Source organism: Caulobacter sp. UNC279MFTsu5.1 (assembly GCF_900114015.1).
Taxonomy (GTDB): Bacteria; Pseudomonadota; Alphaproteobacteria; order Caulobacterales; family Caulobacteraceae; genus Caulobacter.
Genome location: NZ_FORN01000014.1, coordinates 49552 through 75026, shown reverse-complemented (window position 1 = coordinate 75026; position 25475 = coordinate 49552). Strand labels below are relative to the sequence as shown.

The 25475-nt window shown below is 69.7% G+C and carries 26 protein-coding genes; 13 read left to right on the top strand and 13 right to left on the bottom strand.

Translation table 11 applies throughout. The features are described 5' to 3' along the window. Nucleotides 1–85: 85 nt before the first annotated feature. The 5 genes from BM066_RS10390 to BM066_RS10370 all read left to right on the top strand — a co-directional run bounded on the left by BM066_RS10390 (nucleotide 86) and on the right by BM066_RS10370 (nucleotide 3695). On the top strand, nucleotides 86–1288 hold the full coding sequence (locus BM066_RS10390; RefSeq protein WP_089927169.1) for a pyridoxal phosphate-dependent aminotransferase: 1203 nt from the start codon (nucleotides 86–88) through the stop codon (nucleotides 1286–1288). Between the two features lie 116 nt (nucleotides 1289–1404). Then, nucleotides 1405–1554, top strand: a complete 150-nt coding sequence (locus BM066_RS26410; protein ID WP_089927165.1) for a hypothetical protein — start codon at nucleotides 1405–1407, stop codon at nucleotides 1552–1554. A 10-nt stretch (nucleotides 1555–1564) separates the two neighbouring features. After that, nucleotides 1565–1825, top strand: coding sequence for a hypothetical protein (locus tag BM066_RS10380; protein ID WP_089927162.1), 261 nt, complete (start codon nucleotides 1565–1567; stop codon nucleotides 1823–1825). 170 nt (nucleotides 1826–1995) lie between these two features. Further along, complete coding sequence (locus BM066_RS10375) at nucleotides 1996–3015, top strand: sensor histidine kinase (RefSeq protein WP_255367544.1); 1020 nt, start codon at nucleotides 1996–1998, stop codon at nucleotides 3013–3015. Between the two features lie 89 nt (nucleotides 3016–3104). Further along, nucleotides 3105–3695 carry a CAP domain-containing protein gene (locus BM066_RS10370; protein WP_089927156.1) on the top strand — a complete coding sequence of 197 codons (591 nt, stop codon included), beginning with the start codon at nucleotides 3105–3107 and terminating at the stop codon, nucleotides 3693–3695. Nucleotides 3696–3697: 2 nt separating this feature from the next. Here the strand turns inward: BM066_RS10370 and BM066_RS10365 are convergent, their stop codons facing one another. Together BM066_RS10365 and BM066_RS10360 are read right to left on the bottom strand one after the other, a co-directional pair. Beyond that, nucleotides 3698–4336 carry a glutathione S-transferase family protein gene (locus tag BM066_RS10365; RefSeq protein WP_089927152.1) on the bottom strand — a complete coding sequence of 213 codons (639 nt, stop codon included), beginning with the start codon at nucleotides 4334–4336 and terminating at the stop codon, nucleotides 3698–3700. Nucleotides 4337–4420: 84 nt separating this feature from the next. Further along, a complete protein-coding gene (locus BM066_RS10360) occupies nucleotides 4421–4657 on the bottom strand; it encodes a DUF2171 domain-containing protein (protein WP_089927148.1) in 237 nt (78 codons plus the stop codon). A gap of 174 nt (nucleotides 4658–4831) precedes the next feature. Here BM066_RS10360 and BM066_RS10355 point away from each other — a divergent pair, with 174 nt between their 5' ends. The 3 genes from BM066_RS10355 to BM066_RS10345 all read left to right on the top strand — a co-directional run bounded on the left by BM066_RS10355 (nucleotide 4832) and on the right by BM066_RS10345 (nucleotide 9395). Next, nucleotides 4832–5857 carry a DUF6807 family protein gene (locus tag BM066_RS10355; protein WP_089927144.1) on the top strand — a complete coding sequence of 342 codons (1026 nt, stop codon included), beginning with the start codon at nucleotides 4832–4834 and terminating at the stop codon, nucleotides 5855–5857. A gap of 2 nt (nucleotides 5858–5859) precedes the next feature. Next, the gene (locus tag BM066_RS10350) at nucleotides 5860–6036 is read left to right on the top strand and encodes a DUF4169 family protein (protein WP_089927140.1); all 177 of its coding nucleotides are present in this window, start codon (nucleotides 5860–5862) and stop codon (nucleotides 6034–6036) included. Nucleotides 6037–6206: 170 nt separating this feature from the next. Then, nucleotides 6207–9395 (top strand): PAS domain S-box protein, encoded by a 3189-nt coding sequence (locus tag BM066_RS10345; protein WP_089927136.1) that lies wholly within the window; start codon nucleotides 6207–6209, stop codon nucleotides 9393–9395. 128 nt (nucleotides 9396–9523) lie between these two features. Here the strand turns inward: BM066_RS10345 and BM066_RS26405 are convergent, their stop codons facing one another. Beyond that, the gene (locus tag BM066_RS26405; RefSeq protein ID WP_177218430.1) at nucleotides 9524–9697 is read right to left on the bottom strand and encodes a hypothetical protein; all 174 of its coding nucleotides are present in this window, start codon (nucleotides 9695–9697) and stop codon (nucleotides 9524–9526) included. Nucleotides 9698–9789: 92 nt separating this feature from the next. Between BM066_RS26405 and BM066_RS10340 the strand changes: the two genes are divergently transcribed. Then, the gene (locus tag BM066_RS10340; protein WP_089927132.1) at nucleotides 9790–10707 is read left to right on the top strand and encodes a LysR substrate-binding domain-containing protein; all 918 of its coding nucleotides are present in this window, start codon (nucleotides 9790–9792) and stop codon (nucleotides 10705–10707) included. 98 nt (nucleotides 10708–10805) lie between these two features. On the opposite strand, the gene modA is transcribed toward BM066_RS10340, so the two are convergent. From modA to BM066_RS10325, 3 genes are all read right to left on the bottom strand, one after another. Next, nucleotides 10806–11579 (bottom strand): molybdate ABC transporter substrate-binding protein, encoded by a 774-nt coding sequence (modA, locus tag BM066_RS10335; protein WP_089927129.1) that lies wholly within the window; start codon nucleotides 11577–11579, stop codon nucleotides 10806–10808. Nucleotides 11580–11674: 95 nt separating this feature from the next. Then, complete coding sequence (locus BM066_RS10330; protein ID WP_089927126.1) at nucleotides 11675–12067, bottom strand: nuclear transport factor 2 family protein; 393 nt, start codon at nucleotides 12065–12067, stop codon at nucleotides 11675–11677. Beyond that, nucleotides 12064–12846 (bottom strand): Coq4 family protein, encoded by a 783-nt coding sequence (locus BM066_RS10325; RefSeq protein WP_089927122.1) that lies wholly within the window; start codon nucleotides 12844–12846, stop codon nucleotides 12064–12066. Before BM066_RS10325 ends, BM066_RS10330 begins: the two co-directional genes overlap by 4 nt. Before the next feature lie 134 nt (nucleotides 12847–12980). Between BM066_RS10325 and BM066_RS10320 the strand changes: the two genes are divergently transcribed. Next, nucleotides 12981–13208, top strand: a complete 228-nt coding sequence (locus BM066_RS10320; RefSeq protein WP_089927287.1) for a ribbon-helix-helix domain-containing protein — start codon at nucleotides 12981–12983, stop codon at nucleotides 13206–13208. Here the strand turns inward: BM066_RS10320 and BM066_RS10315 are convergent. Next, nucleotides 13205–13441 (bottom strand): hypothetical protein, encoded by a 237-nt coding sequence (locus BM066_RS10315; RefSeq protein WP_089927118.1) that lies wholly within the window; start codon nucleotides 13439–13441, stop codon nucleotides 13205–13207. The two genes, BM066_RS10320 and BM066_RS10315, sit on opposite strands and share 4 nt — an antisense overlap. An 11-nt stretch (nucleotides 13442–13452) precedes the next feature. Next, complete coding sequence (locus tag BM066_RS10310; protein WP_089927114.1) at nucleotides 13453–13656, bottom strand: hypothetical protein; 204 nt, start codon at nucleotides 13654–13656, stop codon at nucleotides 13453–13455. Between the two features lie 125 nt (nucleotides 13657–13781). On the opposite strand from BM066_RS10310, the gene BM066_RS10305 reads away from it, so the two are divergent. Together BM066_RS10305 and BM066_RS10300 are read left to right on the top strand one after the other, a co-directional pair. Beyond that, on the top strand, nucleotides 13782–16187 hold the full coding sequence (locus tag BM066_RS10305; protein WP_089927110.1) for an ATP-dependent helicase: 2406 nt from the start codon (nucleotides 13782–13784) through the stop codon (nucleotides 16185–16187). A 222-nt stretch (nucleotides 16188–16409) separates the two neighbouring features. After that, entirely contained in the window at nucleotides 16410–17246 is an 837-nt protein-coding gene (locus tag BM066_RS10300; protein WP_089927107.1) for an AraC family transcriptional regulator, read from the top strand. 151 nt (nucleotides 17247–17397) lie between these two features. On the opposite strand, the gene BM066_RS10295 is transcribed toward BM066_RS10300, so the two are convergent. The 5 genes from BM066_RS10295 to BM066_RS10275 all read right to left on the bottom strand — a co-directional run bounded on the left by BM066_RS10295 (nucleotide 17398) and on the right by BM066_RS10275 (nucleotide 22791). Further along, the gene (locus tag BM066_RS10295; RefSeq protein ID WP_304441206.1) at nucleotides 17398–17952 is read right to left on the bottom strand and encodes a sugar O-acetyltransferase; all 555 of its coding nucleotides are present in this window, start codon (nucleotides 17950–17952) and stop codon (nucleotides 17398–17400) included. A 71-nt stretch (nucleotides 17953–18023) separates the two neighbouring features. Continuing rightward, complete coding sequence (locus BM066_RS10290) at nucleotides 18024–18290, bottom strand: helix-turn-helix domain-containing protein (protein WP_089927104.1); 267 nt, start codon at nucleotides 18288–18290, stop codon at nucleotides 18024–18026. A gap of 91 nt (nucleotides 18291–18381) precedes the next feature. Next, entirely contained in the window at nucleotides 18382–18846 is a 465-nt protein-coding gene (locus tag BM066_RS10285; RefSeq protein ID WP_255367542.1) for a hypothetical protein, read from the bottom strand. Between the two features lie 95 nt (nucleotides 18847–18941). Beyond that, complete coding sequence (locus tag BM066_RS10280; RefSeq protein WP_089927099.1) at nucleotides 18942–21779, bottom strand: ATP-dependent DNA helicase; 2838 nt, start codon at nucleotides 21777–21779, stop codon at nucleotides 18942–18944. A 49-nt stretch (nucleotides 21780–21828) separates the two neighbouring features. Further along, nucleotides 21829–22791 carry a tetratricopeptide repeat protein gene (locus tag BM066_RS10275; RefSeq protein ID WP_089927094.1) on the bottom strand — a complete coding sequence of 321 codons (963 nt, stop codon included), beginning with the start codon at nucleotides 22789–22791 and terminating at the stop codon, nucleotides 21829–21831. Between the two features lie 120 nt (nucleotides 22792–22911). Between BM066_RS10275 and BM066_RS10270 the strand changes: the two genes are divergently transcribed. Continuing rightward, on the top strand, nucleotides 22912–25473 hold the full coding sequence (locus BM066_RS10270) for a ligase-associated DNA damage response DEXH box helicase (RefSeq protein WP_089927090.1): 2562 nt from the start codon (nucleotides 22912–22914) through the stop codon (nucleotides 25471–25473). Nucleotides 25474–25475 lie beyond the last annotated feature (2 nt).

Below are 25475 nucleotides of genomic sequence, written 5' to 3'. Positions count from 1 at the left end.
CGCCGCGGCAAGCCCGGGCGTAAACACCGCCGCAATCCTGAAACCGGGCCTTCGAGTCCACGTCCTCCCAGGGGAGTCCTGAACCATGTCGCTCGAGTCCGCCGCCCTGCGGCGCATCGCCCCGTCCGCCACCATCGCGATCAGCGCCAAGGCGCGCGCCCTGAAGGCGAGCGGCCGGGACGTGATCGCCCTCTCCGCCGGCGAACCGGACTTCGACACCCCCGACAACATCAAGGACGCCGCCATCGCCGCCATCAAGGCCGGCAAGACCAAGTACACCGACCCGGACGGCATGCCCGAGCTGAAGGCCGCCATCTGCGCCAAGTTCAAGCGCGAGAACGGCCTGGACTACAAGCCGGCCCAGATCCACGTCGCCCCGGGCGGCAAGCCGGTGATCTACAACGCCCTGGTCGCCACCCTGAACCCGGGCGACGAGGTGATCATCCCCGCCCCGTACTGGGTGTCGTATCCCGACATGACCCTGCTGGCCGGCGGCACGCCGGTGTCGGTCGAGACCACCGCCGAAAGCGGCTTCAAGATCACGCCGCAAGCGCTGGAAGCGGCGATCACGCCCAAGTCCAAGTGGCTGATCATCAACAGCCCGTCCAACCCGTCGGGCGGCGCCTACACCCGCGCCGAGCTGCGGGCCATCGCCGACGTGCTGCTGCGCCACCCACACGTCTGGGTGCTGACCGACGACATGTACGAGCACCTGGTGTTCGACGACTTCGAGTTCACCACCATCGCCCAGGTCGAGCCCCAACTCTACGACCGCACCCTGACGATGAACGGCGTCTCCAAGGGCTATTCGATGACCGGCTGGCGCATCGGCTACGCCGGCGGCCCCGAGGCGCTGATCAAGGCCATGGGCAAGATGATCAGCCAGACGACCTCCAACCCCTGCTCGATCTCGCAGTGGGCGGCGCTGGAAGCCCTGAACGGCCCGCAGGACTTCATCAAGCCGAACGCCAAGCTGTTCCAGGAGCGCCGCGACCTGGTGGTGTCGATGCTGAACCAGGCCACCGGCCTGCATTGCCCGACCCCGGAAGGCGCGTTCTACGTCTATCCCTCCTGCGCCGGCCTGATCGGCAAGACCGCGCCTAGCGGCAAGGTCATCGAGACCGACGAGGACTTCGCCGTGGAACTGCTGGAGACCGAGGGCGTGGCTGTGGTCCATGGTGCGGCGTTCGGCCTGTCGCCGTTCTTCCGCATCAGCTACGCCACCTCGAGCGACGTGCTGGAAGACGCCTGCGCGCGCATCCAGCGCTTCTGCGCCAGCGTGAAGTAGGCGCCGCTTCGGCTGCAGCCGTCATTCTCGCTCCATCGACGAAGATGACGGCTGTAAGTCGGCCCCAAACCGCGCTAGGGCTCCTTGTCGCCGCGTCCCGCGGCCAGGAGATCGTCATGGCGCGCACCCCGAACTACAATTTCGAACGCCAGGAACGCGAGCGCCTGAAGGCCCAGAAGCTGGCCCAGAAGGCGGCCGACAAGGCCGCCGCCAAGCAGGCGGCCGCCGATGCGGCGCCGCCCAAGCCCCCGACCGACGATCAGTGAAAGACGGCGCATGCCAAGCTCGACCGCCTACAACCACGAAACCGTGTCGCTGGACGGCGAGCACTTTTCCGACTGCGAATTCCGCGACTGCCGCCTGATCTTCGCCGGCGGCGAGGCCCCGGTGTTCAGCAACTGCAAGATCGTCGACTGCGACTGGAAGTTCGAAGGCGCCGCCGAGCAGACCCTGGCCCACCTGAAGGCCGTGTGGAACGCCGGCGGCAAAGCTCCGGTCCAGGCGCTGATCAAGGAAATCACGGGCGGCGGCCGTTAGGGCCCGTTGGCTTCGCGCATTTCAGGACGTCGGCCCGGAATTGGCCTAGAATAGAGCCATCGGCGCCTATCCGCCGCCGTCCGCGATCTTGCGTCTAGGATCGGATTCTATTCACCATGCCGCGTCCGATCCCCGGGATTGAAGACGCACAGACACTGGCCCAAGCGATCGTGGACACCATCCACGAACCGTTGCTGGTGCTCGATTCCGCCTTCTTGGTGCTGGCCGCCAGCCGTTCGTTCTACGAGACCTTCAAGGTCGATCCCGAACACACCGTGGGCCGCCTGCTCTACGCCCTGGGCGACGGCCAATGGGACATCCCCGCCCTGCGCGTGCTGCTGGAGACGATCATCCCCGAGCGCGTGGCCATGAACGGCTTCGAGGTCGATCACGACTTCCCGGGCCTGGGCCGGCGGATCATGCTGCTGAACGCCCGCAAGGTGATCTACGAGACCAGCGTCAACTCGACGATCCTGTTGGCCTTCACCGACATCACGGCGCGACGCGGGATCGAGCGCGAGAAGGAAGGCCTGCTCGCCCGCACGCGCGACCTGTTGAACCAGAAGGAGGTGCTGCTGCAGGAGATGCAGCACCGGGTCGCCAACAGCCTGCAGATCATCGCCAGCATCCTGATGCTCAAGGCCCGGGCCGTCACCTCCGACGAAATCCGCTTTCACCTGAAGGACGCCCATCAGCGGGTGATCTCGGTGGCCGAGGTGCAATCGCACCTGCACGCCTCGGGCGGCGTCGACCTGATCGAGGTCGGTCCCTATCTGACCAAGCTATGCGCCAGCCTGGCGGCCTCGATGATCGGCGACGGCCAGCCGATCGTCCTGGAGGTGGTCGCCGACCACGGCTCGATCAGTTCGGACAAGGCCGTCAGCATCGGCCTGATCGTCACCGAGTTGCTGATCAACGCCATCAAGTACGCGTTCCCGACGTTCAAGGACGACGCCCGCGTCATGGTGACCTTCGCCAGCGACGAGGACGCCTGGACGCTGACGGTCAGCGACAACGGCGTCGGCAAGGCCGCCAATCCCGCCCCGGACAAACCCGGCGGCCTGGGCACGGTGATCGTCGACGCGCTGGTCAAGCAACTGGACGGTCAAATGACGGTGGTCTCCGCTGGCGGCATGACGGTGACGATCCGGCACGCCCACGCCGCGACCTCGCCTTCCGTCGCGGCCTGAAGTTAGCCGCGACATTCCGCGCGACTGCACGCATCGCCAAAGGCGTGCTAGGTCGGGCCCGGGGCGTCTGATTCACGGAGAGAGCGCGCATGCGCATTTCCGGCCGCATGGCCTTGGCTCCGGCGTTCGCCGGTCTGTTGTTCCTCGCCCTGGCGCCCGCCGCCCAAGCCGCCTCCCTGGTCGCCCGTCTCGACGACGCCGTCCTCGAAGAGCTCAACTTCGCCCGCGCCCAGCCCGCCGAATACGCCGACGAGCTGCGCCGCGAGTTGAACCGGAGCGACGATCCCGCCGCCGTCGAGGAGGCGATCGACTTCCTGGAGCGCCAGGCCTCGCTGCCGCCCCTGGAGCCGGACCGGCGCATCGCCGCCGCGGCCCGCCAGCACGCCCAGACCCAGGGCCCGCGCGGCGACGTCGGCCACGGCCCGGCCGGCTCGCTGGGCCGGCGGCTGCGCGGCCAGGGCGTCTGGGCCGGCCTCTCGGCCGAGAACATCTCCTACGGCTTCGACGACCCGCGCGATGTCGTCCGCCAGCTGATCATCGACAGCGGCGTTCCCGGCCGCGGCCACCGCCGCAACATCTTCGGCTCGGGCTACCAGCTGGCCGGCGTGGCCTGCGGTCCGCACCGCGCCTACGGCTACATGTGCGTGATCGACTTCGCCGGGGCCCTGCCCCCGCGCTAAGCCTAGCCGTCGATCCAATCGGTCAGCCCCTCGCGGGCGTGGACCTCGCGCAGGGACGGCATGGCCCGCATCCTCGCCAGGTAGCGGGCGATGTGGGGCCAGGCGGTCGCCGGCCTGGGCGTGTTGCGCGACCAGCGCATCAGCATGGTCGCCAGGAAGTCGACCGCCGACAGCCGCTCGCCCAGCATGTAGGGCCCCTTGGCCGCCAGCTGGGCGTCGACGCGGTCCCAGACCGCCTCGATCCGCGCCCGGGCCGCCGCCTGGGCGGCCTCGGCGTTGGCCTCGCCGGCCGGCTCGTGCGGATAGTACCAGGCGCGGAAGCCGGGCAGCAGGGCGTTGGCCAGATAGACCATCCATTGGAAATAGGCGGCGCGTTCGGGCGTCCCGACCGCCGGCGCCAGGCCCTTGTCGGGGTGGCGCTCGGCCAACAGCATCAGGATCGCCGTGCTCTCCAGCACCGGCGCGCCGTCGACGATCAGGGTGGGCACCACCCCGCCCGGATTGAGCTTCAGATAGTCGGGGCGCTTGTGGGCGCCGGTCGCCAGGTCGGTCAGGACCAGCTCGAACGGGGCGCCGATCTCGATCAGCATCCAGTGCGCCGCCAGGGCGGCCGTGCTGGGACTGTAATAGAGCTGGTACATGCGCGATCCCTCACCCGTTGGCGGGCGAGGGATCGGTCAGCGCGACGCGGCTGTCAATCGTCGCGACCGGCGGCCGCGCGCCCCTTAGTGCTTTTCGCGCCAGCGCGCCTTGGCGTCGTCCTTGGTCAGGCTCAGGTGCACGCCGTCGTCGTCGACATGGTCGACCCAGGTGACCGGGATCAGGTGATGCTTGAGGCCGCCGCCCAGGTCGAGCTTGGCCAGCTCGATCTCGCCGCCGACCACATGATCCACCCGGCCGACATGGCCGCCGTCCGAGCCGACCACCTCTAGGTGCTCACGGATTTGCGAAGCGTCGATCATGGTGTTTCCTCCTGTTGATGGACGTCCGGCATAGGCAACGGCCGGGGTCGCGGCGCAGTTTCCAGGAGACTTGCGAACAGGCGATGTTCGCCTTATGTTCTAGCCAAGGTTGCGACTTTGCGGAGGTCGCGTTCCTAGCTATCACTCGGCGAGCCGCCGCAGGGGGAAACACCGATGATCCGATCGCTCGCCGCCGCCCTGGTCGTGCTGGCCGGCGGCCTGATGGGAATGGCCTCGGCGGGAACGGCCCGGGCCCAGGCCGAAGCGTCCACGGCTCCGGTCCAGCCGGCTCCTGAAGCCGCCGCCCCGACGCCTTCCCCGCCCGCGCCCGCCGCCCTCTCGCCCGCCACGCCCTCGCCCAGGGTCGATGCGGCCTTCACCGCCGACGGGGTCACGATCACCGACGGCGGCAAGAGCGTCCTGTTCTACCGCACCGCCCCGGCCGATCCGCGCGAGGCCGGCCGGCTGAACTACGTCCACCCGATCTGGGCGCCCGACGGCGCGGTGCTGACCGAGGACCGCCCCGCCGACCACCTGCACCAGCGCGGGGCGTTCTGGAGCTGGCATCAGGTGCTGGTCGACGGCAAAGCCCTCGCCGACGGCTGGTTCATGAAGGGCCTGACCTTCCATGTCCGCGAGAAGCGCTTCAAGGGCGACAGCGCCGGCGGCGGAACCCTGGTGGTCAACGCCGACTGGATCGTCAACTCGACGCCCGAGGTGAACTATGTGGCGCGCGAGACCACCAAGGTCCGCGTCTATCCGCTCAAGGCCGGCGCGCGGCGCATCGACTTCGACACGGCGATCACCGCGCGGTCCGACACCCTGGCGCTGGGCGGGAGCGACGACGAGAAGGGCTATGGCGGCTTCTCGGTGCGGCTGGTCAGGCCCGACCGTCTGAACTTCGGCTCCGGCGGCAAGGCCGTGGCCCCGGCCGTCGGGCCGGTCGAGGCCGGCAAGGCCATGGGCTTCGCCTGGACGCCGGGCGACGGCGCGCCGGCCTGGACCGTGGGCCTGGCCTGCAAGGCCAACGGCGCGCCGATCACCCGCTGGATCCTGCGCCGGGAACTGTCGATGCAGAACTGCGTCTTTCCAGGGCGGGCGCCGTTCGTGCTGAAGAAGGGCGAAACCCTGCGCCTGCAGTCCACCCTGATCCTGCGGCCCGCGACGCCGCCTCCCGTTGGACCGAAGAAGAAGGGCTAGCGATGGCCGAGATCCTCAACCTGAACCAGGCCCGCAAGGCCAAGGCCAAGACCGACGCCAAGACCCGGGCCGCCGAGAACCGCGCCCGGTTCGGCCGCACCAAGGCCGACAAGGCCCTGGACGCGGCGCGCGCCGACCGGCTGCAGCGCGACCTGGACGGCGCCAAGCGCGAGGACTGAGACGGGTCGAAGCGCATTCTGGCGAACGTCCGGAAGACCGGCCCTCCCTGGCCCCCAACGGCCGGACACACCAGGACCGGAACCTGCGCCAATCGGCCACACAAGGCGTTAGCCTTTTCGCGGCGTCTGCCTCTGTAAGGTCGTGAGAGACCAGTCAGCGGGGAGCGATAATGAGCGATCGTGAGACGCTCAGGCTTGAGGCCTTGAGGTCGTTCGGCGTCCTGGACACTCAGGCGGATGCGGCGATCGACCGGCTGGCGCACCTGGCCGGAAACCTCTTCGACGCCCCGATCGCCCTGGTTTCCCTGGTCGACGCGCGACGCCTCTGGTTCAAGGCCAGACTGGGCCTCGACGCCGCCGAGACGCCGCGCGACCAGGCGTTCTGCGCGCACGCCATAGAGTTCGGACCCGAGTCCGTCATGGTCGTCGAAGACGCCGCGGCCGACCCGCGCTTCGCCGCCAATCCCTTGGTCGCCGGCGCGCCCCGCCTGCGCTTCTATGCCGGCGCCGTCCTGACGACGAAGGACGGCCACAATCTGGGAACGCTTTGCGTCCTCGACGACAAGCCGCGCCCCCGCCCCGACGACGCGGCGCTGGAGCGGTTGAGACTGCTGGCGGGGATCGTGGTCGATCAGTTCGAACTCGCCAGGGCCCATCGGGAGTCGCGGGAAAAGCAGCGCCTGCTCGAGATCGCCGAAACCATGGCGGGCGTCGGCCATTGGCGCCTGGACCTCTCGACCAACACCGTCGCCTGGTCGGACGCGGTGTACGAGATCTACGGGGTCGATCGGGAGACCTTCGACCCCAACCGCGACGACATGCTCGCCTTCTACCACCCCGATGATCGCGAACCGGTCCGTCGCCATGTGACCTCCGCGCTGAAAACCGGAACAGGCTTCGACTTCCAGCTCCGGCTCATCCGCGCGGACGGCGCCCTGCGGCACGTGGTCAGCCGCGGCGTGTGCGAACGGGACGATCAGGGGCGGCCGACGGCCATTTTCGGGCTCTTCCAGGACGTCACCGAGACCGTCGAAACGATCGAAACCCTCGATCGCCGCACGAAGAACTACCGCCTGGTCACCGAGCACGCCGGCGACGTCATCACGCGCTACGACTTTTCGGGGGGCGGCAAGTTCATCTCTCCGGCCATCGAGAGACTGCTGGGCTACACCGTGCCCGAGACCACCGGGCTGACCGTTCCGGACGTCCTGCATCCGAAGGACCGAGACGCGGTCATGGCGGTCTTCGGCGACATGTCGCGAGGCCTGGACCACAAGACGATCCAACACCGGTCGCGGCACAAGCTTGGCCACTATGTCTGGGTCGAATCCAACCTTCAGCTCGTGCGGGACGAGGACGGCGCGCCGCGGGAGATCGTCTGCGTCTCCCGCGACATCGCCGACCGCAAGGCCCTGGAACTGGAGCTGATCGCGGCGCGCGACGACGCCCGCGAACAGGCCCAGCGCGCGCTGCTCGCCGAAGAGATCGGCGGTCTTGGCTATTGGCGATACGACCTGCGGACACGCCGCCTCGACGTCTCGCCCAAGATGTTCGAGATCTACGGCCTGGTCTGCGTCGAGCGGCCCGAGGCCGAAATGTTCAACGATCGGATCCATCCCGACGAGCGCGCCTGGACCCTGGCGCGGATCGCCGAACGCCTGCGCACGGGCGAGGCGGACTACAACGTGGCCACACGCATCGTCCGTCCCGACGGCGAGGAGCGTTGCGTCTCGGGCAGCTCGATCATCGTCAAGGGCGCGGACGGCGCCCCTGCGTTCATGATGGGCACGGTTCGCGACATCACCGAGGATCGCAGGGCCCAGGCCGCCCTCGCCGAGAACGAGGCGCGCTATCGCCTGCTGGCAGACAACGCCAGCGACATGATCGCCACCTTCAAGCCCACCGGCGAAATCCTCTTCATCTCGCCGGCGTGCCGCAGCGTGCTGGGCCGCGAGCCCGAGGAACTGATCGGCCGCCGCGTCGTGGACCTGACCCACCCCGACGATCGGGACCACATGATCAACTACTACACAACCCTGATCCGCCGAGGCCCTTCGGCGGTTTCGGAGCCCTACGAGTTCCGGGCGCAACACAGGGACGGACGGTGGATCTGGCTGGAAGGCCAGCCGAAGCTGTCCTTCGACGAGGCCGGCGCGCTGGTCGCGATCCAGGACGTCGCGCGCGAGATCACCGCGCGCAAGGCGATGGAGGCCGCGCTGGTGGAGGCCCGGGCGGAGGCCGAGGCCGCCGCGGCGGTGAAGTCCGAGTTCCTGTCGAACATGAGCCACGAGCTGCGCACGCCGCTGACGGCCGTGCTCGGCTTCTCACGTCTGATCGAGACCCAGCCAGAACTGTCGCCCACCACCCGGCGATTCCTCGACCGGGTCGCCCATGCGGGCCAGGCCCTGATGTCGACCATCAACGACATTCTTGACTTCTCCAAGCTCGAAGCCGGCCAGGTCGAGATCCGCAGGACCCCGTGCGACCCACGCCGTCTGGTCGAGGACGCGCTGGACCTCTTCGCCTGCCAGGCCCAGGAGAAGGGGATCGCGCTCGACACCCTCGGCGTCGAGTTACTGCCCCAGGCCCTGTTCATCGCGCCCGACCGCGTGCGCCAGGTGCTGCTCAATCTGATCGGCAACGCCGTCAAGTTCACCGACCGCGGCGGGATCACGGTCGAAGTCGAATGGGACCGGGATCCGAACACGCTTCGGATCTCGGTCCGCGACACCGGCGGGGGCGTTTCGGCCGATCGGCTCGGCCAGCTCTTCAAGCGCTTCTCGCAGATCGACGGCTCTTCGACGCGACGACACGGCGGCACGGGGCTGGGCCTGGCCATCTGCAAGGGCCTGGTGGAGGCCATGGGCGGCCAAATCGGGGTCGAAAGCGCCCTTGGCCAAGGCAGCCGCTTCTGGTTCGAACTGCCCGCCGACGAGGTCGAGCCGACGGCCGTGCCGAGCGCCTCGATCCGGGCGGCCGACGGTCTCGCCGCCTGTCGCGTGCTGGTGGTCGACGACAATCCGGTCAATCGGGACCTGGTCCGCACCGTGCTGAGCGCCCTTGGCGCCGAAACGACGGAAGCCGCCGACGGCGAGGCGGCGGTGGTCCTTGCGGGGACCGACCCCTTCGACGTCATCCTGATGGACCTGCGGATGCCGGGCATGGGCGGCGTGGCCGCGGCACGCGCCATCCGCCAGGACCGCCTCAACGGCGACGTCCCGATCATCGCCTTCTCCGCCGATGCGACGGAGACGCCCGGGGGCGTGTTCGACGGCGTCGTCGCCAAGCCGCTCGAAACAGCCGCCCTGATCTGCGAGATCCATCGCGCCCTCCGGTTCGAAACGGTCGACGCCGCCTGAGGTGCGTGGTCCTCGTCCTTCGACGGGCTCAGGATGAAGACCACGGATAGGCCCGGACAGTCGAAAATCTCATCCCGCGCTTGTCGAAAGACGAGGTTTTCGCCCCCAAGGCTGAAGGTCGATCCGCCCTAGCGCGGCGCGAGGTGGCGCCGCGGCTTGGCCTGGGCCTCCCGGATCGCCTCGGCCGCCTGCCGCTGCGCCCGGCGGGCCAGCCAGGCCTGGCGCGCCGCGATCCACTCCTGGACCAGCAGCACCCAGCCGAACGTGGTTTCCTTATGGGTCTTGAACGCCTGGTCCATCATGATCGCCCTTCCTGGCTTTCCATGACGGGAAAATCAGCTTTCAGACGCGGGATGACAAACGCGGCTTCCTTGGGTATTCATAAGTATCACTTATGCCAGACATCCTCGCCACCCTGCCGCTCAGCGCCATCCGGATCTTCGAGGCCGCCGCGCGCCTGAAGAGCTTCACGCGCGCCGCCGACGAGCTGGGCGTCAGCCAGGCCGCGGTCAGCTGGCAGGTCAAGGCCCTGGAACAGCGCCTGGACCAGCCGCTGTTCACCCGCCTGCCCCGCGAGGTGGCCCTGACGCCGGCGGGCGAGCGCCTGTCGCGGGCGGCGACCGAGGCGCTCGGCGTCCTGCGCACCGCGGTGTCCGACCTGATCGACACCGGGGAAGGCGTGCTGTCGGTCACCACAGTGCAGAGCATCGGCGGCCACTGGCTGGCGCCGCGCCTGGGCGGCTTCCAGATCGCCCATCCCCGCATCGCCGTGCGGCTGGACGCCTCCAGCCGGGTCGTCGATCTGCAGCGCGAACCGTTCGACCTGGCCCTGCGCGCCGGAAGCGGCGACTGGCCGGGCATGGAGGCGCATTTTCTGATCCCCTCGGCCCAGACCGTCCTCTGCACGCCGGACTTCCTGGCCCGGGCCGGCGGCTTCGCCGCGCCCTCCGACCTGCTGGCCACGCCGCGCATCGGCGCGCCGGAATTCTGGGCGGCCTGGTTCGAGGCGGCGGGCGTCGACGCCGCCGGAGATCACGCCCCACCCCGCCTGTCGGCCGACGCCCAGGCGCTGGAGGTGGCCTCGGCCCTGGCCGGCCAGGGCGCGGCTCTGGGCTCGCCGATCTTCTTCGCCCAGGAGATCGCCCAGGGCCGCCTGGTCGCCCCCTTCGACATCACCGCCTACTACGGCGGCGGCTACTGGCTGGTCTATCCGACCGAGCGCCGTCGGGTGCGCAAGATCGTCGCCTTCCGCGACTGGATCCTGGCCCAGGCGGCGAGCGATCCGTTGGTCGCCCGCCACCGCCGCACCTAGAGCAAGCCGCGCGAGACAGGAATCGCACGACTTGCTCTAGGTTTTTGTCTTCGCATCGTTTTTGCGGAAAACCGGCGTCCACTTTTCCGCACGATGCTTTAGCGCACCTCGTAGCCGTAACGCTTGATGATCGCGACGGCGGTCCGGGATTTCAGGAACGTCAGGAACGCCCGGGCGGCAGGGTTCTTCTCGCCGGTCTTGAGCAATACGGCCTGCTGCTGGATCGGCGCATGATCGGCGGCCGGGACAAGCCAGCGCGATCCGCCGGGCTGGTTGATCACCTGCGACAGGGCCACGAAGCCCAGTTCGGCGTTGCCGGTGGCCACATATTGATAGGCCTGGGCGATCGATGCTCCCCTGATGATCCTGGGCGCCAGGGCGTCGTAGACCTTCAGCCTGCGCATCGTCTCGACCGCCGCCTCGCCATAGGGCGCGGCGGCCGGGTCGGCGATGGACAGCTTCTCGAACCTGCCCGACGTCAGCACCGCGCCCTTGGCGTCGACCAGGCCGGGCGTCCTCGAATAGAGCACCAGGCGGCCGACGGCGTAGGTGAACCGCGTGCCGGGAACGCTCAGCCCCTCCGCCTCGGCCTTCTTTGGCCGCTCGGCGTCAGCCGACAGGAACACCTCGTACGGCGCCCCGTGGGCCATCTGGGCGTAGAACTGGCCCGACGCGCCGAAGCTCAGCGTCGCCGTATGGCCGGTCTTGGCCTTGAAGGCGGCGGCGATCTCCTTCGCCGGCTCGGTGAAGTTGGCGGCGACGGCGACCTGGGTGTCGGCGGCCAGGGCCTGTGTCGCGGCCAGAGGCCCGGCCAGCCCCAGCGCGATCCCGAACCCGGCCAGGCCGGCCAGCTTGAAGCGACGGGTGAGCATGCGGAATCTCTCGGGAAGCGGACGCCTGGCGCGTTATGTAGTTCAACTACCGAACGCTGGAGAAGGTCAAGCCCGGCGGGCGGTCATAACGCCGCCTAGTCGCGCAGAAAGCTGTCCACCAGCGCCTGATCGCCGTCATGGACCCAGCACTCGACCAGCAGGTCGTCCGCGATCCGGTAGACCAGCACGCGATCCAGCTCGGCGACGACGCCGTCCCGCTCGAAGGCCTCGCGGGCGATCACCGCCGCCCGTTCCGGTCCGGCCATGACGTCGATGATGCGGACCAGCCGGCGGCGGGTGCGGCGGCTGACCTCGACCAGGGCCGCCAGGGCGGCGGCCAGGCCGACATGGTCGCCGGCCAGCGAATGGTCGCCGAAATAGTGCAGCGTGAAGTCGGGATGGTAGCAGGCGCGCAGGGCCGCCAAGTCGCCGGCCTCCCACGCCCTGGCGTAGCGCTCGACGACCGCGCGGTTGGCGGCCTCGGTCACGCGGCCTCGCCGAAGCGGTCGCGATACTGGGCCGGGATGGCCTGATAGACGGTGTTGGGCGCGATTTTCAGGGTCCGGCGCGCCTCCTCCAGCGGCAGGCCGAACAGCGCCGGGTAGTCGACGGCCGGCAGCCAGGCCGCCGCCCGGCCGTTGCGCCAGGCCTCGCGCACCGCCTTGCCGTAGGGCTGGCCGACCTTGGCCTTCTGGAGCTGGCGCGCGCCGGCCAGGGCGATCACCGCGAAGCCCAGGCTGCGGGTCTGGGCGTAGGAGAAGGCCACCACGCAGACCTCGCCCAACGCATCCGTGCCGTAACCGGTCAGCACGTGCCAGACGTCGTGCACGTCGCGCATACGCCGCGCGTACCAGGCCAGGGGATGGGCGGCCTCGACGTCGGCCTCGGCGACCTTGCGGCTCTGCTCGGCCAGGCCCTCCGCGGACAGGCCGCGCGGGCCGACGAAGTCGCGATAGGCGGCGCCGACCGTACCGGGGCCGAACTGGGCCAGCCAGGCCGGATCCGACAGCCGCTCGGCGAACTCGTCGTGCTCATAGGCGATGCGGCCGCCCTCGGGCGTGCTCAGCAGCCGGCTGTAGCCCTTTGGAATTGCATTGCCCGACAGGGCGCGCATGATCTCGAACACCTGGGCGGTGTCCTCCTTGTCGGCGATCAGGCGCCGCACGGCCCGGAACGCCCGCAAAGGCTGCAGGTTGAACGCGCCGCGCTTCCGCTGCGTCGGTTGACGAGCCTTTGGCCCATCCAGCACTTGCGTGGCGGCGATCATGAGGCATGCTCCTGCTGAACCCGATAAAGATGACATGGCGTCATTTTTATTCAAGGGGGTTCGGTGACCCCGATCCGGGAGCCTTGCGGGCGGCCGAAATGGCGATGGGCCAAACGGCGAATGGGACGGTCGAGATGGGCAGTTTGAAGAAGCGTTCGATCAACCTGGCCGGCCACGCGACCTCCCTGGCCCTGGAGCCCGAGTTCTGGGCCGTGCTGCAGGCGGCGGCCGGAGCCGACAAGACCAGCATCGCCGGCCTGATCCAGCGGATCGACGCCGGACGCGGCGAGCGGCCCCTGGCCTCGGCCTGCCGGGTATTCGCCCTGCGGCGCGCCCAGGCTGGCGAGGCCGGCGCGGTCTAGCCCTGCTCGACGCCCGGGCCGGGCTTGGGCAGCGGCAAGGGCGCGGGATTGGGCGTCCGTCGCGGCAAGGCCGGCGCTTCCGGCAGCCGCATCGACAAGTCGGCCGACCGAACGGTCAGCAGGCCGGAACGCCAGCCGCCGATCACCAGGGCGGCGATCAGCAGCACCACGCCCAGGAACGTCAGGCCGGCCACGCCCAGATGCTGCGGCCGGATATCGTCATGACGCGCCATGGCGTCCTCCCTTAGTTGGCGGGCTTGGGCGCATCCGGAACCTTCGGCGCCTCGATCTGCGGCGCGGAAACGTTGATGTCGACCTTCTTCTTCTGGGTCATGCCGCCGGTGAAGACGAAATAAGCGATCACCGCCACGACAACCACCAACGCGCCGACGATGAACGCCATGCCGGCCCCACCGCCGCCGCCGCCCGTGTTCGTTTCTTCAGCCACGTCCGTCTCCTGTGCTCTTCGTCCCTGGAAAACAAACGGGAGGTGAAGATCGAGGTTCCGGCGCGCCCGGGCGGCGGATCGGCGCAAGGGCTTAAGGCCAGCGATCTTTGTGCTACATATGTTCCATGTCCCAAGGCTTCGACTCGCCCTCGTCTTCCGGCGCTTTCCCCGGCGACCTTCCCGCCCCCCGCATCTCCGACCTGGCCCGTCCGCGCGCGCCGGACGGTCCGGCGCCGAACTATCTGGAGGGGCTGAACCCCGAACAGCGGGCCGCCGTCGAGGCGACCGAGGGCCCGGTGCTGGTGCTGGCCGGCGCGGGCACCGGCAAGACCCGCGTGCTGACCACCCGCCTGGCCCACATCCTGGCCACCGGCCGGGCCCGGCCCTGGGAACTGCTGGTCGTCACCTTCACCAACAAGGCCGCGCGCGAGATGCGCGAGCGGATCACCCACATCATCGGCGACGAGGCCGAGGGCCTGCGGTGGCTGGGCACCTTCCACTCGGTGGCCGCCCAGATCCTGCGCCGCCACGCCGAGCTGGTCGGCCTGAAGTCCAGCTACACGATCATCGACACCGACGACCAGGAGCGGCTGCTCAAGCAGTTGATCGAGGCCGCCGACATCGACGCCAAGCGCTGGACGCCGCGCGCTCTGTCCGGCCTGATCGACACCTGGAAGAACCGCGGCTGGACGCCCGACCGCGTGCCGCAGAGCGAGGCCGGCGAGTTCGCCAACGGCCGCGGGATCACCCTCTACCGCCAGTACCAGGAGCGCCTGCGCATCCTGAACGCCTGCGACTTCGGCGACCTGCTGCTGCACAACATCACCATCTTCACCAGCCATCCGGACGTGCTGGCCGACTTCCAGCGGCGCTTCCAGTACGTGATGGTCGACGAGTACCAGGACACCAACGTCGCCCAGTACCTGTGGCTGCGGCTGCTCGCCCAAGGCCGCCAGAACGTCTGCTGCGTGGGCGACGACGACCAGTCGATCTATGGCTGGCGAGGGGCCGAGGTCGACAACATCCTGCGCTTCGAGCGCGACTTCCCGGGCGCCAAGGTCATCAAGCTGGAGCGCAACTACCGCTCCACCGAGCACATCCTGGCCGCCGCCTCGGGCCTGATCGACTCCAACAAGAGCCGGCTGGGCAAGACCCTGTGGACCGAGGCCTCGGGCGGCGAGAAGGTCAAGGTCAGCGGGGTCTGGGACGGCGAGGCCGAGAGCCGGATGGTCGCCGACGAGATCGAGAAGGCCAAGCGGGCCGGCCGCAAGTACAGCCACATGGCCATCCTGGTCCGCGCCTCGTTCCAGATGCGGGCCTTCGAAGAGCGGTTCGTGATGCTGCAGATCCCCTACAAGGTGGTCGGCGGCCCGCGGTTCTTCGAGCGAGCCGAGATCCGCGACGCCCACGCCTATCTGCGCCTGATCCAGTCGCCCGACGACGACCTGGCCTTCGAGCGGATCGTCAACGTCCCCAAGCGCGGCATCGGCGACACCTCGGTGCAGAAACTGCTGCAGATCGCGCGGCTGGAGGGGATCTCCACGGTCGACGCGGCGCGGGTGATCATCGGAAGCGACGATCTGCCGGCCCGCACCCGCACGGCGTTGAGCAACTTCCTGCGCGACCTCGACCGCTGGCGGGCCCTGGCCGCCAACACCCCGCACCAGCGGGTGATGGAGGCGGTGCTGGAGGAGAGCGGCTATACCGACGCCCTGCGCCTCGACAAGGGTCCCACCAGCCAGACGCGACTGGAGAACCTGAAGGAACTGGTGCAGTCGATGGGCGCCTTCGACACGCTGGAAGGTTATCTGGAGCACGTCTCCCTGGTCATGGACCTTGACAAGGGGGCCGGCGACGACGCGGTCTGGATCATGACCCTGCACTCGGCCAAGGGGCTGGAGTTCCCGCTGGTCTTCCTGCCCGGCTGGGAGGAAGGCGTGTTCCCCAGCCAGCGCAGCATGGACGACAAGGGCGAGAAGGGCCTCGAGGAGGAGCGCCGCCTGGCCTATGTCGGCATCACCCGGGCCCGCGAGGAGGCCCGGATCAGCTTCGTGGCCAACCGCCAGGTCTATGGCCGCTGGACCAGCCAGCTGCCGAGCCGCTTCGTCGACGAACTGCCCCTGGCCCACGTCGATGCGGCGTCCGAGACCGGCTATTACGGCGGCGGTCCTGGCATGCAGCAGACCGTGTCGTCGCGCTGGGACGATCCGGGAACCAGCACCTTCACGGCGGGCAGCTATGACAGCCCCGGCTGGAAACGGGCCCAGGAACGCACCGCAGGCTTTGGCGAGCGCGGCGCGACCTGGCGCTCCGGCGGTTCGGCCGCCCGTTCGGCCCCGATCGAGGGCGAGGGCCGGCTGGTGGCGGTCTCGGCCAGCTCGGCGGCCAGCGCCTACAAGCGCGGCGACCGGGTGTTCCATGTCAAGTTCGGCTACGGCAAGGTCACCGGCGTCGAGGGCAACAAGCTGTCGGTGGCGTTCGACAAGGCCGGCGACAAGAAGGTGATCGACAGCTTCGTCGAGAAGGCCTGATCCTCCCCTGATCCGCTCATCCCGGCGAATGCCGGGACCCAGATTCCAAGGCGGGGTAGATGATTGGAGAAACTCAACGCTCGTGGCGTCAGCCACGGCGCCATGCCATCTGGGCCCCGGCATTCGCCGGGGTGAGCGGATTGTGGGAGCCAGCAATCCCGATCAAATGAGGCTCCAACCGACGCGCTATCCAGACCGCACGCTTCGTCGCGAGACCCGCCCATGAACCCCGTCGAACAGGCCATCTGGTTCATCGAAAGCCATTTCGCCCAGCCGCTCGACCTGGACGACGTCGCCCGGAGCGGCGGGATCTCGCGCCACCACATGTCCCGCGCCTTCGTGGTCGCCACCGGTCGCCCGGTGATCGGCTATCTGCGCGCGCGGCGGCTGACGGAGGCGGCCCGACGGCTGGCCAATGGGGCTCCCGACATCCTGTCGGTGGCCCTGGAGGCCGGCTACGGCTCGCACGAGGCGTTCACCCGCGCGTTCGGCGACCTGTTCGGGATCACCCCTGAACAGGTGCGGGCGACGCGCGACCTGGAAGCCCTGAACCTGGTGGAGCCCATCGTGCTGGACGCAAGCCTTCGAACCGACCTTCCCCCGCCACGCCTCGAACAGGGCCGCGCCCTGCTGATCGCCGGCCTCTCCGGCCGCTACGGCTGCGAAGGCCCCGGCGGCATCCCCGCCCAGTGGCAACGCTTCGGCGAACATATCGGCCACATCCCCGGCGCGCTCGGCGACGCCGCCTATGGCGTCGTGCTGAACGGCGACGACCTGGGCAATTTCGACTATGTCAGCGGCGTCGAAGTGGCCGATTTCTCGGACCTGCCGGAAGGCTTCGTCTCGGTGCGGATCCCGCCCCAGCTCTACGCGGTGTTCCATCACGCCGAGCACGTCTCGACCATCCGCCGGACCATGCACACCATCTACACCCAGTGGCTGCCGGCCTCCGACTACGAACCGGCCGACGCGCCGTTCTTCGAGCGGTACGGGCCGGAGTTCGATCCGCGCACCGGCGAAGGCGGGCTCGAGGCGTGGATCCCGATCAAGCCGAAGTAGCAGCTGCCCACCGCCCCCAAACCGTTGTCATCCCGGAAGCCTCGCAGAGGCCGTCCGGGACCCAGGGGACTGGGCCAAGGCCTTGCGGTGCGCCTGGATCCCGGACAAGCGCTGCGCGCTTTCCGGGATGACAACGGTGAGAGAGGTTGCCCTACCCCCGAACCCGCGCCGGGTTGCCGACCACCGTCGCGCCCCTGGGCACGTCGCGGGTGACCACGCTGCCGGCCCCGATGATAGCGTCGTCGCCGACGCTCACCCCCGGCAGGATGATCGCCCCGCCGCCGATCCAGACGTTCTCGCCGATGCTGACCGGGCGGGCGTATTCGATGCCGGTGCGACGCTCGACCGCGTCGCGCGGATGCTCGGCGGTGTAGATCTGGACGTGCGGGCCGATTGTCGTGGCCGCCCCGATGGTCACCTGGGTGACGTCCAGGATCACGCAGTTGAAGTTGAGGAACGCGCCCTCGCCGATCGCGATGTTGTAGCCGTAGTCGCAGTGGAACGGCGGCCGGATGCTGACACGGTCGCCGACCTTGGCCAGCAGCTCGCGCAGCAGGGCGTGGCGTTCCGACGGCGGCAGGTCCAGGGCGTTGTAGCGCCCCATCCAGGCCACCGCCGCCTCGTGATCGGCCATGATCTCGGGATCGACGGGGCTATAGAGGTCGCCGGCCAGCATGCGCTGCTTGTGGGTGCGGACGTCGGTCACGAGGCGAAGGCTCCTTGCTCGCCTCCTCCATGCCAGACCCGGCAGGTGGCGACAAATCCGGCCGCGTCCCGCTAGAATCTCTCCAGCGCCTCGCGCACCACGTCCGGCGCATGGTCGATGACCCGCAGATAGGCCGTCAGTGCCGCGTCCGACCGGGCCTGGCCCAGCTCCAGGGCCGCCAGCTGGGCCAGCGGGATGCCGAAGGCCCGCGCGAATTCGCCTTGCGACAGGCCGCTGCGCCACCGTACGCCCTGCACCAGGGCCCGGGCCGAACGGGCGTGGCCGGGGTCGGCCTGATCGTCGACGGCCATGTCGGCGGTGATCTGGGATCTGGTCATGCAACGCTCCTCGCACTTCCCCCGATGCGAGGGTGTGTAGGCCCGTTCCGTTGCAGGAATTCGACCCCTTTGCGTCGGCGAGGCGACTCTATCAGGGCTTTTTGGGCGTGATCACCTTCACCGGCTGGGCCGCCATCGCCCGCGCCCTGGCGTCGACGGCTTCGACGCCCTTCAGCGGGTCGCCGGCCGCCTCCAGCATGCTGTTGAACACCTTCAGGTCCTTGGTGCTGATCTTCTGGACGTCCTTGTCCTTGGCCCATTCCAGGCCAATCAACTGACCCAGGCGGCAGGCCTTGGGCAACAGCGCCGGCTGTTCGCCGGGACCGCCCTTGACCAGCAGCTTGCCGACGATGTCGTTCCAGTTAGGCGAGCCGGGGAAGCAGAACGACAGGTGATCGCAGGTCCCCGTCCAGAACCGCTTGTACCAGCGCAGGTGCTCGTCGGTGTCGAAGCGGATGGCGTCCGTCGGCTTGACCACCGACCGGCAATCGGCGCGCACGAACTCGCCGGCCCGGGCGGCCGGCGCGGTTCCCAACACCGCAACGGTCGCCAGCACGACCCAACCTCTACGCAACGCCAATAACGACTTCCCCGAAACGCGACCGAACACGTCCTTTTCGGACACCCTGGCCAAACTTGGTATCCCGCTGATTAAGAACGATCTTCCGACAAAAATGCGGCGGTCGCCTCGATCGCCTCGACCAGGCCCACCCGCTCGATGGTCACGCCCTCCGGCAAGCTGGAGAACAGGCGGGTTGGCGCGGCGGCGTCCAGCATCACGAACACGCCTCGGTCGTCGGCCCGGCGGATCAGGCGGCCGAACGCCTGGCTGATGCGGGCGCGCGCCGTCGAGTCGTCATAACCCTTGCCGCCGAAGCGCGCGCGGCGGGCCTTGTGCAGCACGTCCGGACGCGGCCAGGGCACGCGGTCGAAGACCAGCAGGCGCAGGGACCGGCCCGGCACGTCGATGCCGTCGCGGATGGCGTCAGTGCCGAGCAGGCAAGCGTCCTCCTCGGCCCGGAAGATGTCGACCAGGGCGCCGGCCTCCAGCGGGTCGACGTGCTGGGCGTAGAGGGCTAGGCCCTGGTCGGCCAAGGGCGCGGCGATCCGCTCGTGCACCGCCTTCAGCCGGCGGATGGCGGTGAACAGGCCCAGCCCGCCGCCGCCGGCCGCCAGGAACAGCTCGCGCATCGCCGCCGAGACCTGGCGCGGATCGTCCTTGCCAACGTCGGTGATCACGAAGGCCCGAGCGTTCTTCTCGTAGTCGAACGGCGAGACCAGGCGCAGCACCTTGGGCGACTGCGGCAGGCGCGCGGCCCCGGTGCGCATCTCGGCCAGGGCGAACGGGTCTTCCAAGGCCGGGTCGGTCAGGGTGGCGCTGGTCACCAGCACGCCGTGGGCGGGCGAGAGGACGGCGGCGCGCAAGGGCTCGGTCGGATCCACCCAGTGGCGACGGCAGGCGGCGTCGACGACCCGGCCATAGAGGAAGGTGGCCTCGAACCAGTCGACGAACTCCGGATCGTCTTCCGCGTCCTCGTCGATGGCCTTCAGGATCGAGCGCCAGGCCGGCAGGGTCATGCGGGCCCGGCGGTCCAGGCCGCGCAGCGCCCCCTCGATCCGCGCCCGTTCCGAGGTCGGCAGGGTGTCGGCCTCCTCGTCCAGCACGTCCTCCAGGGTGCGGGCCAGGGCCAGGAGCGGGGCCTCAATGGCGGCCAGGGCCTTGGCGGCCTCGCCGGCCCGCTCGCGCACCAGGTCGATGGCCGGACGGGCGGCGCATTGCAGCCCCTGCTCGGCCGCGCCGGGGCGGTCGGTGACTCTAGCCCGCAGCTGTTCAATCACCGAGACCAAGTATGTTTCAATGGGACCGATCGGATTGACCTGGCCGTCCGGCGGGGCGATGCGGCCCGACCAGCCCTCGCCCGGCAGGGCGGCGGCGGCCTGCAGGGCGGCGTTCAGGGCCGCGCGGGCGCCTTCGCGCTCGCCGATGATGTCCAGCAGCCGGGCCTCCAGCCCCCTGCCCCGCCGGCCGCGTCCCTCCGGACCTCGGAGCCAGCGGCGCAGCTCGGCCGCCTCGGCTCCGGACAGGGCGGCCGAGAAGGCGCTGTCGGCGGCGTCGAACAGGTGGTGGCCCTCGTCGAAGACGATGCGCTTGAGCGAGGTGGTCTCGTTATCGCCCTTCAGGCCACGCGCCGCCCGGGCGCCGTCGAAGGCCGCCTGGCTCAGCACCAGGGCGTGGTTGGCGATGACGATGTCGGCGCGCTTGGACGCCCGCACCGCCTTTTCGATGAAGCAGACGCGATAGTGCTGGCAGCCGGCGTGGATGCACTCGCCCCGCCGGTCGACCAGGTTGGCCGGTCCGGCCTGGACCGAGGGCGGGATGGCGAACAGGGTCGGCAGCCAGGCCGGGAAGTCGCCGCCGGTCATGTCGCCGTCGCGGCTGGCGCGCGCCCAACGGGCCGCCAGGGCCAGGCCGATCAGGTCGCCGTTGCCCAGCTGGGCGGTGTTGACCTGCTCCTGGAAGTTCAGCAGGCAGATGTAGTTCTCGCGTCCCTTGCGGACCACCGCCTTGCGGGCCCGGACCAGGGGGTCGGGATAGATCGAATGGCTCTCGCGCTCGATCTGGCGCTGCAGGGCGCGGGTGTAGGTGCTGATCCAGACCGAGGGGCCGTTCATCTCGGACCAGACCGAGGCCGGCGCCAGATAGCCCAGGGTCTTGCCGACCCCGGTGCCCGCCTCGGCCAGCATCATCTGCGGCTCGCCTTCGCGCTCGCGGGGGGCGAAGGCGTAGGCGGCCTCGCGGGCGAAGGTGTCCTGGGCCTCGCGCACCTCGTCTAGGCCCGAACGGTGCAGCAGCTCGCGCAGGCGCTCGCTGGCGCGTTCGGGATCCACGGGGCGCGAGCCGGGCTCGCCGGGCGGCGCCTGGTCCTCCCACTCCACGGCGCGGGCCCAGACGTCGAGGCCGGAGCTGCGGAACTGGTTGCCGACCGGGGCCGAGCGCAGGGCGCCGACCACTGCGGGTCCCCACGCCCAGCCGGCGCGGGCCAGAGTCTCGGCGACGGCCAAGGCCTCCTCGCGCGACGGCCTCGGCGTCAGGGCCAGTTCGTGCAGCAGGGCCGCGGCGGCGTCGCGCAGGGTCTGGGCCTGGGCGGCGGCCCCCTTGGGTTCGGCCAGGCCGAGGGCGGTGGCCAGTCCCACGGCCGACGGGGCGCAGAAGGTGGCCGGCCGGGTGAAGGCGTAGAGCTCCAGCACGTCGAACACGCCGCGCCCCCGGACCGGGGCCTGCAGGTTCAGCCGCTTGGCGGTCATCGACGCGTGGGCGACCAGCACCGGGCCGTGTTCGAACAGGTCGCGAGCGTCGGGCGTGCGCAGCGTTCGCCCGCCGCCTTCGTCACCCGGCCGCCCCGCGCTTCCATCGGCATAGCCGGCCCGCGGCCCGGGCAGCACGACCAGGGCGGGAGCCAGTTCGAGGGTGGGAATCTGGGCGCTCACGACCCCCTATTAGCAGTTCGGGGTCCGAAACAAAATGCGAACAGGAACGTCAGGCGATCGGGGTTTCCGACGAGCCGCTTTCCAGGCGCTCGACGGCGTCCTCGGCCGTCTGCGCCACCTCGGCGTCGTCGCTCTCGGCGGCCATGCGATACAGCTGCGCGGCCTTGGCGCGGCTGGCCTTCACGCCTTCGCCGTCCTCGTACATCTGGCCCAGGTCGTAATAGGCCGTCAGGTTGCCGGCCTTGGCCGACAGGGCGTAGAGGCGCAGCGCCTTTTCCAGGTCGACCGCCACGCCCTCGCCGTTGCGGTAGGCGGCGGCGACATTGGCCAGGGCGACCGCCGAGCCTCGCTGGGCCGCGTCCACATAGAGCGTCAGCGCCCGGACCTCGTCGACCGGCACGCCGTAGCCCTGCAGATAGTAGGAGCCCAGGTCGTTGGTCGCGTCGACCGAGCCGGCGGCGGCGGCCCTGCGCATCCAGGCCACGGCCAGGGTCTCGTTGGCGGAGACGCCGCGTCCCAGCTGATAGGCCAGGGCCAGCTTGTACATCCCGCCCTCGTCGCCGCCGGCGGCCGCGCGCCAGTACCAGGCCAGGGCCTGGGTCAGGTCTTCGGAGCTCGTCTCATAGACCAAGCCGGCGTTGTAGGCGCCCAGGGCGTCGCCCTTGGCCGCCGCGGCCTTGTACAGCGACAGCGCCTTGGCCTCGTCCTGGTCCAGGTCCTGACCGGCGAAATAGAGGTTGCCCAGGGCGATCATGCAGCCGGTGTCGCCGGCCTTGACCCCGGCGTCGAGCCAGCGCACCGCGGCCTCGACGTCGCGCTGGTCGCCCTTGGCGTTCAGATAGCTGTCGGCCAGGAGGTCGTAGGCGCCGACGTCCCCAGCCTGGGCGCGGCGCAGCAGCTCGGCGCGCGCGGGCTCTGACGGCGCCGTCGGCGCGGCCAGGCACGGCGCGCCGATCGCCAGCATCGTCGCCAAGGCCAAGCCCGCAAGGCTGTTTCGAGCCACCCGTCCCATGTGCGTCACGCCCTCGCGATCCTGACCTTCGGGTAGACCCGCCTACCATCCTTGTCAAAAGGCCGGACTTAGGCAGGTTGACGCATGGAAACGGAACGGGAACATGCTATAGGCCGGTCAATGGCCGAGGCGACCGCCCTTCCTCCCCGCTTTCAGCAATGGTTCGCCGCGCGCGGCTGGGCCCCGAGGCCGCACCAGCTGGCCATGGTCGAGAAGGGCCGGCTGGGCCGCGACGCCCTGCTGATCGCGCCCACCGGCGGCGGCAAGACCCTGGCCGGCTTCCTGCCCAGCCTGATCGACCTGACCGAGCGCCCGCCCCGCAACACCCCGGCCGGGGTGCACACCCTTTATATTTCCCCGCTCAAGGCCCTGGCGGTCGACATCGAGCGCAACCTGGCCACGCCGATCCGCGAGATGGGCCTCAGCATCGTGGCCGAGAGCCGCACCGGCGACACCGGCGAGGCCCGAAAGCAACGCCAGCGCCTGAGGCCGCCCGACATCCTGCTGACCACGCCCGAGCAGCTGGCCCTGTTCTGCGCCTGGGAGGGCGCGCGAAACTACTTCGCCGACCTGTCCTGCGTGATCATCGACGAAGCCCATTCTCTCTGGCCCTCCAAGCGCGGCGACCTTCTGTCGCTGGGCCTGGCGCGGCTGCGGCGGTTCGCGCCGAGGATGCGGCGGGTGGGACTGTCGGCGACGGTGGACGATCCGGATCTGGTGAGACGGTGGTTGGGGATCAATGAGTCCCCTCCCCCTTGCGGGGAGGGGGCAGGGGGCGGGGGTGTCAGCGCCGAGCCGGCCGATCCAGCGCCGGCTCCCCCACCCCCACCCCTCCCCGCAAGGGGGAGGGGCTCGCACTCCGTCGACCTCGTCCTCGGCTCCGGCGGCGCCCAGCCGATCGTCGAGGTGCTGGTCTCCGGCGGCAAGGTGCCCTGGGCCGGCCATACGGCCGAGCACGCCATGGCCGAGATCTACGAGATCATCAAAGGCGCCAGGACCGCCCTGGTCTTCGTCAACACGCGCTTCCAGGCCGAGTTCGCGTTCCAGGAACTGTGGAAGCTGAACGACGACGGCCTGGCCATCGCCCTGCACCACGGCAGCCTGGCGGCCGAGCAGCGGCGCAAGGTCGAGGCGGCCATGGCGCGCGGCGAGATTCGGGCCGTGGTCTGCACCTCGACCCTGGACATGGGCATCGACTGGGGCGACGTCGACCTGGTCATCCAGTTGGCCGCGCCGAAGGGCGCCTCGCGGATGGTCCAACGGATCGGCCGCGCCAACCACCGCCTGGACGAGCCCTCGCGGGCCATCCTGGCCCCGGCCAACCGCTTCGAATATCTGGAGTGCCGCGCCGCCGCCGACGCCATCCTGGGCGGCCATCTAGACGGCGAGCCGGCCCGGGTCGGCACGCTGGACACCCTGGCCCAGCACGTCATGGGCTGCGCCTGTTCGGAGCCCTTCGCCCTGACCGACCTCTATGACGAGGTCCGCACCGCCGGCCCCTATGCCGACTTGTCGTGGGAGGATTTCGAGACCGTCATCGACTTCGTCTCAACCGGCGGCTACGCCCTGCGCACCTACGACAAGTTCCGCCGCATCGTGCCCGGCCAGGACGGCCTCTGGCGGGCCCGCAACGCCCAGGCGGTGCTGGCCCACCGGATGAACGTCGGGGCCATCGTCTCGCCGGCCATGATCAACGTGCGGATCGGGGGCGGCAAACGCCCGATGGGAGGCCGCAAGGTCGGCGAAGCCGAGGAAGGCTTCTTCGAGGCGATGACGCCGGGCGACACCTTCATCTTCGCCGGCCAGGTCTGGCGGTTCAACAGCCTGGTCGGGGCCGACGCCTTCGTCACCCCCGCCCCGGACAAGGACCCGAAGATGCCCAGCTGGGGCGGGTCGAAGTTCCCGCTGTCCACCTATCTGGCCGGTCGGGTGCGGGCGATGATGCACGACGAGGCCGAATGGCCCGCCCTGCCCCCCGACGTCCAGGAATGGCTGGGCTGGCAGAAGGTCCGCTCGATCATCCCCGGACGCGACGAGATGCTGCTGGAGACCTTCCCGCACGGCAAGCGCTTCCACCTGGTCTGCTATCCGTTCGAAGGCCGCCTGGCCCACACCACCCTGGCCATGCTGCTGACCCGGCGACTGGACCGGCTGGGTGTCGGCCCTCTGGGCTTCGTGGCCAACGACTACGCGGTCAACATCTGGTCGCTGAAGCCGATGGACGCCTTGGACCTGGACGAGCTGTTCGCCCAGGACATGCTGGGCGACGACCTGGAGGCCTGGCTGGCCGAAAGCTTCCTGATGAAGCGCGCCTTCAAGGCCTGCGCCCTGATTTCCGGCCTGATCGAGCGCCGCCATCCGGGCCAGGAGAAATCGGGCCGCCAGGTGACCTTCTCGACCGACCTGATCTATGACGTGCTGCGCCGCCACCAGCCCGACCACCTGCTGCTGCGCTGCGCCCGCGCCGACGCCGCGACCGGCTCGCTGGACGTGGCGCGGCTGGGCGACATGCTGGCGCGGATCGGCGGCGGCCGCATCCGCCACGCGGCGCTGGACCACGTTTCGCCGTTCGCCGTGCCGATCATGCTGGAGATCGGCCGCGAGCGGGCGCCGGGCGACGCGGCCGGCGAAATGATCCTGGCCGAGGCCGAGGAAGACCTGATCGCCGAGGCGATGGCTTGATG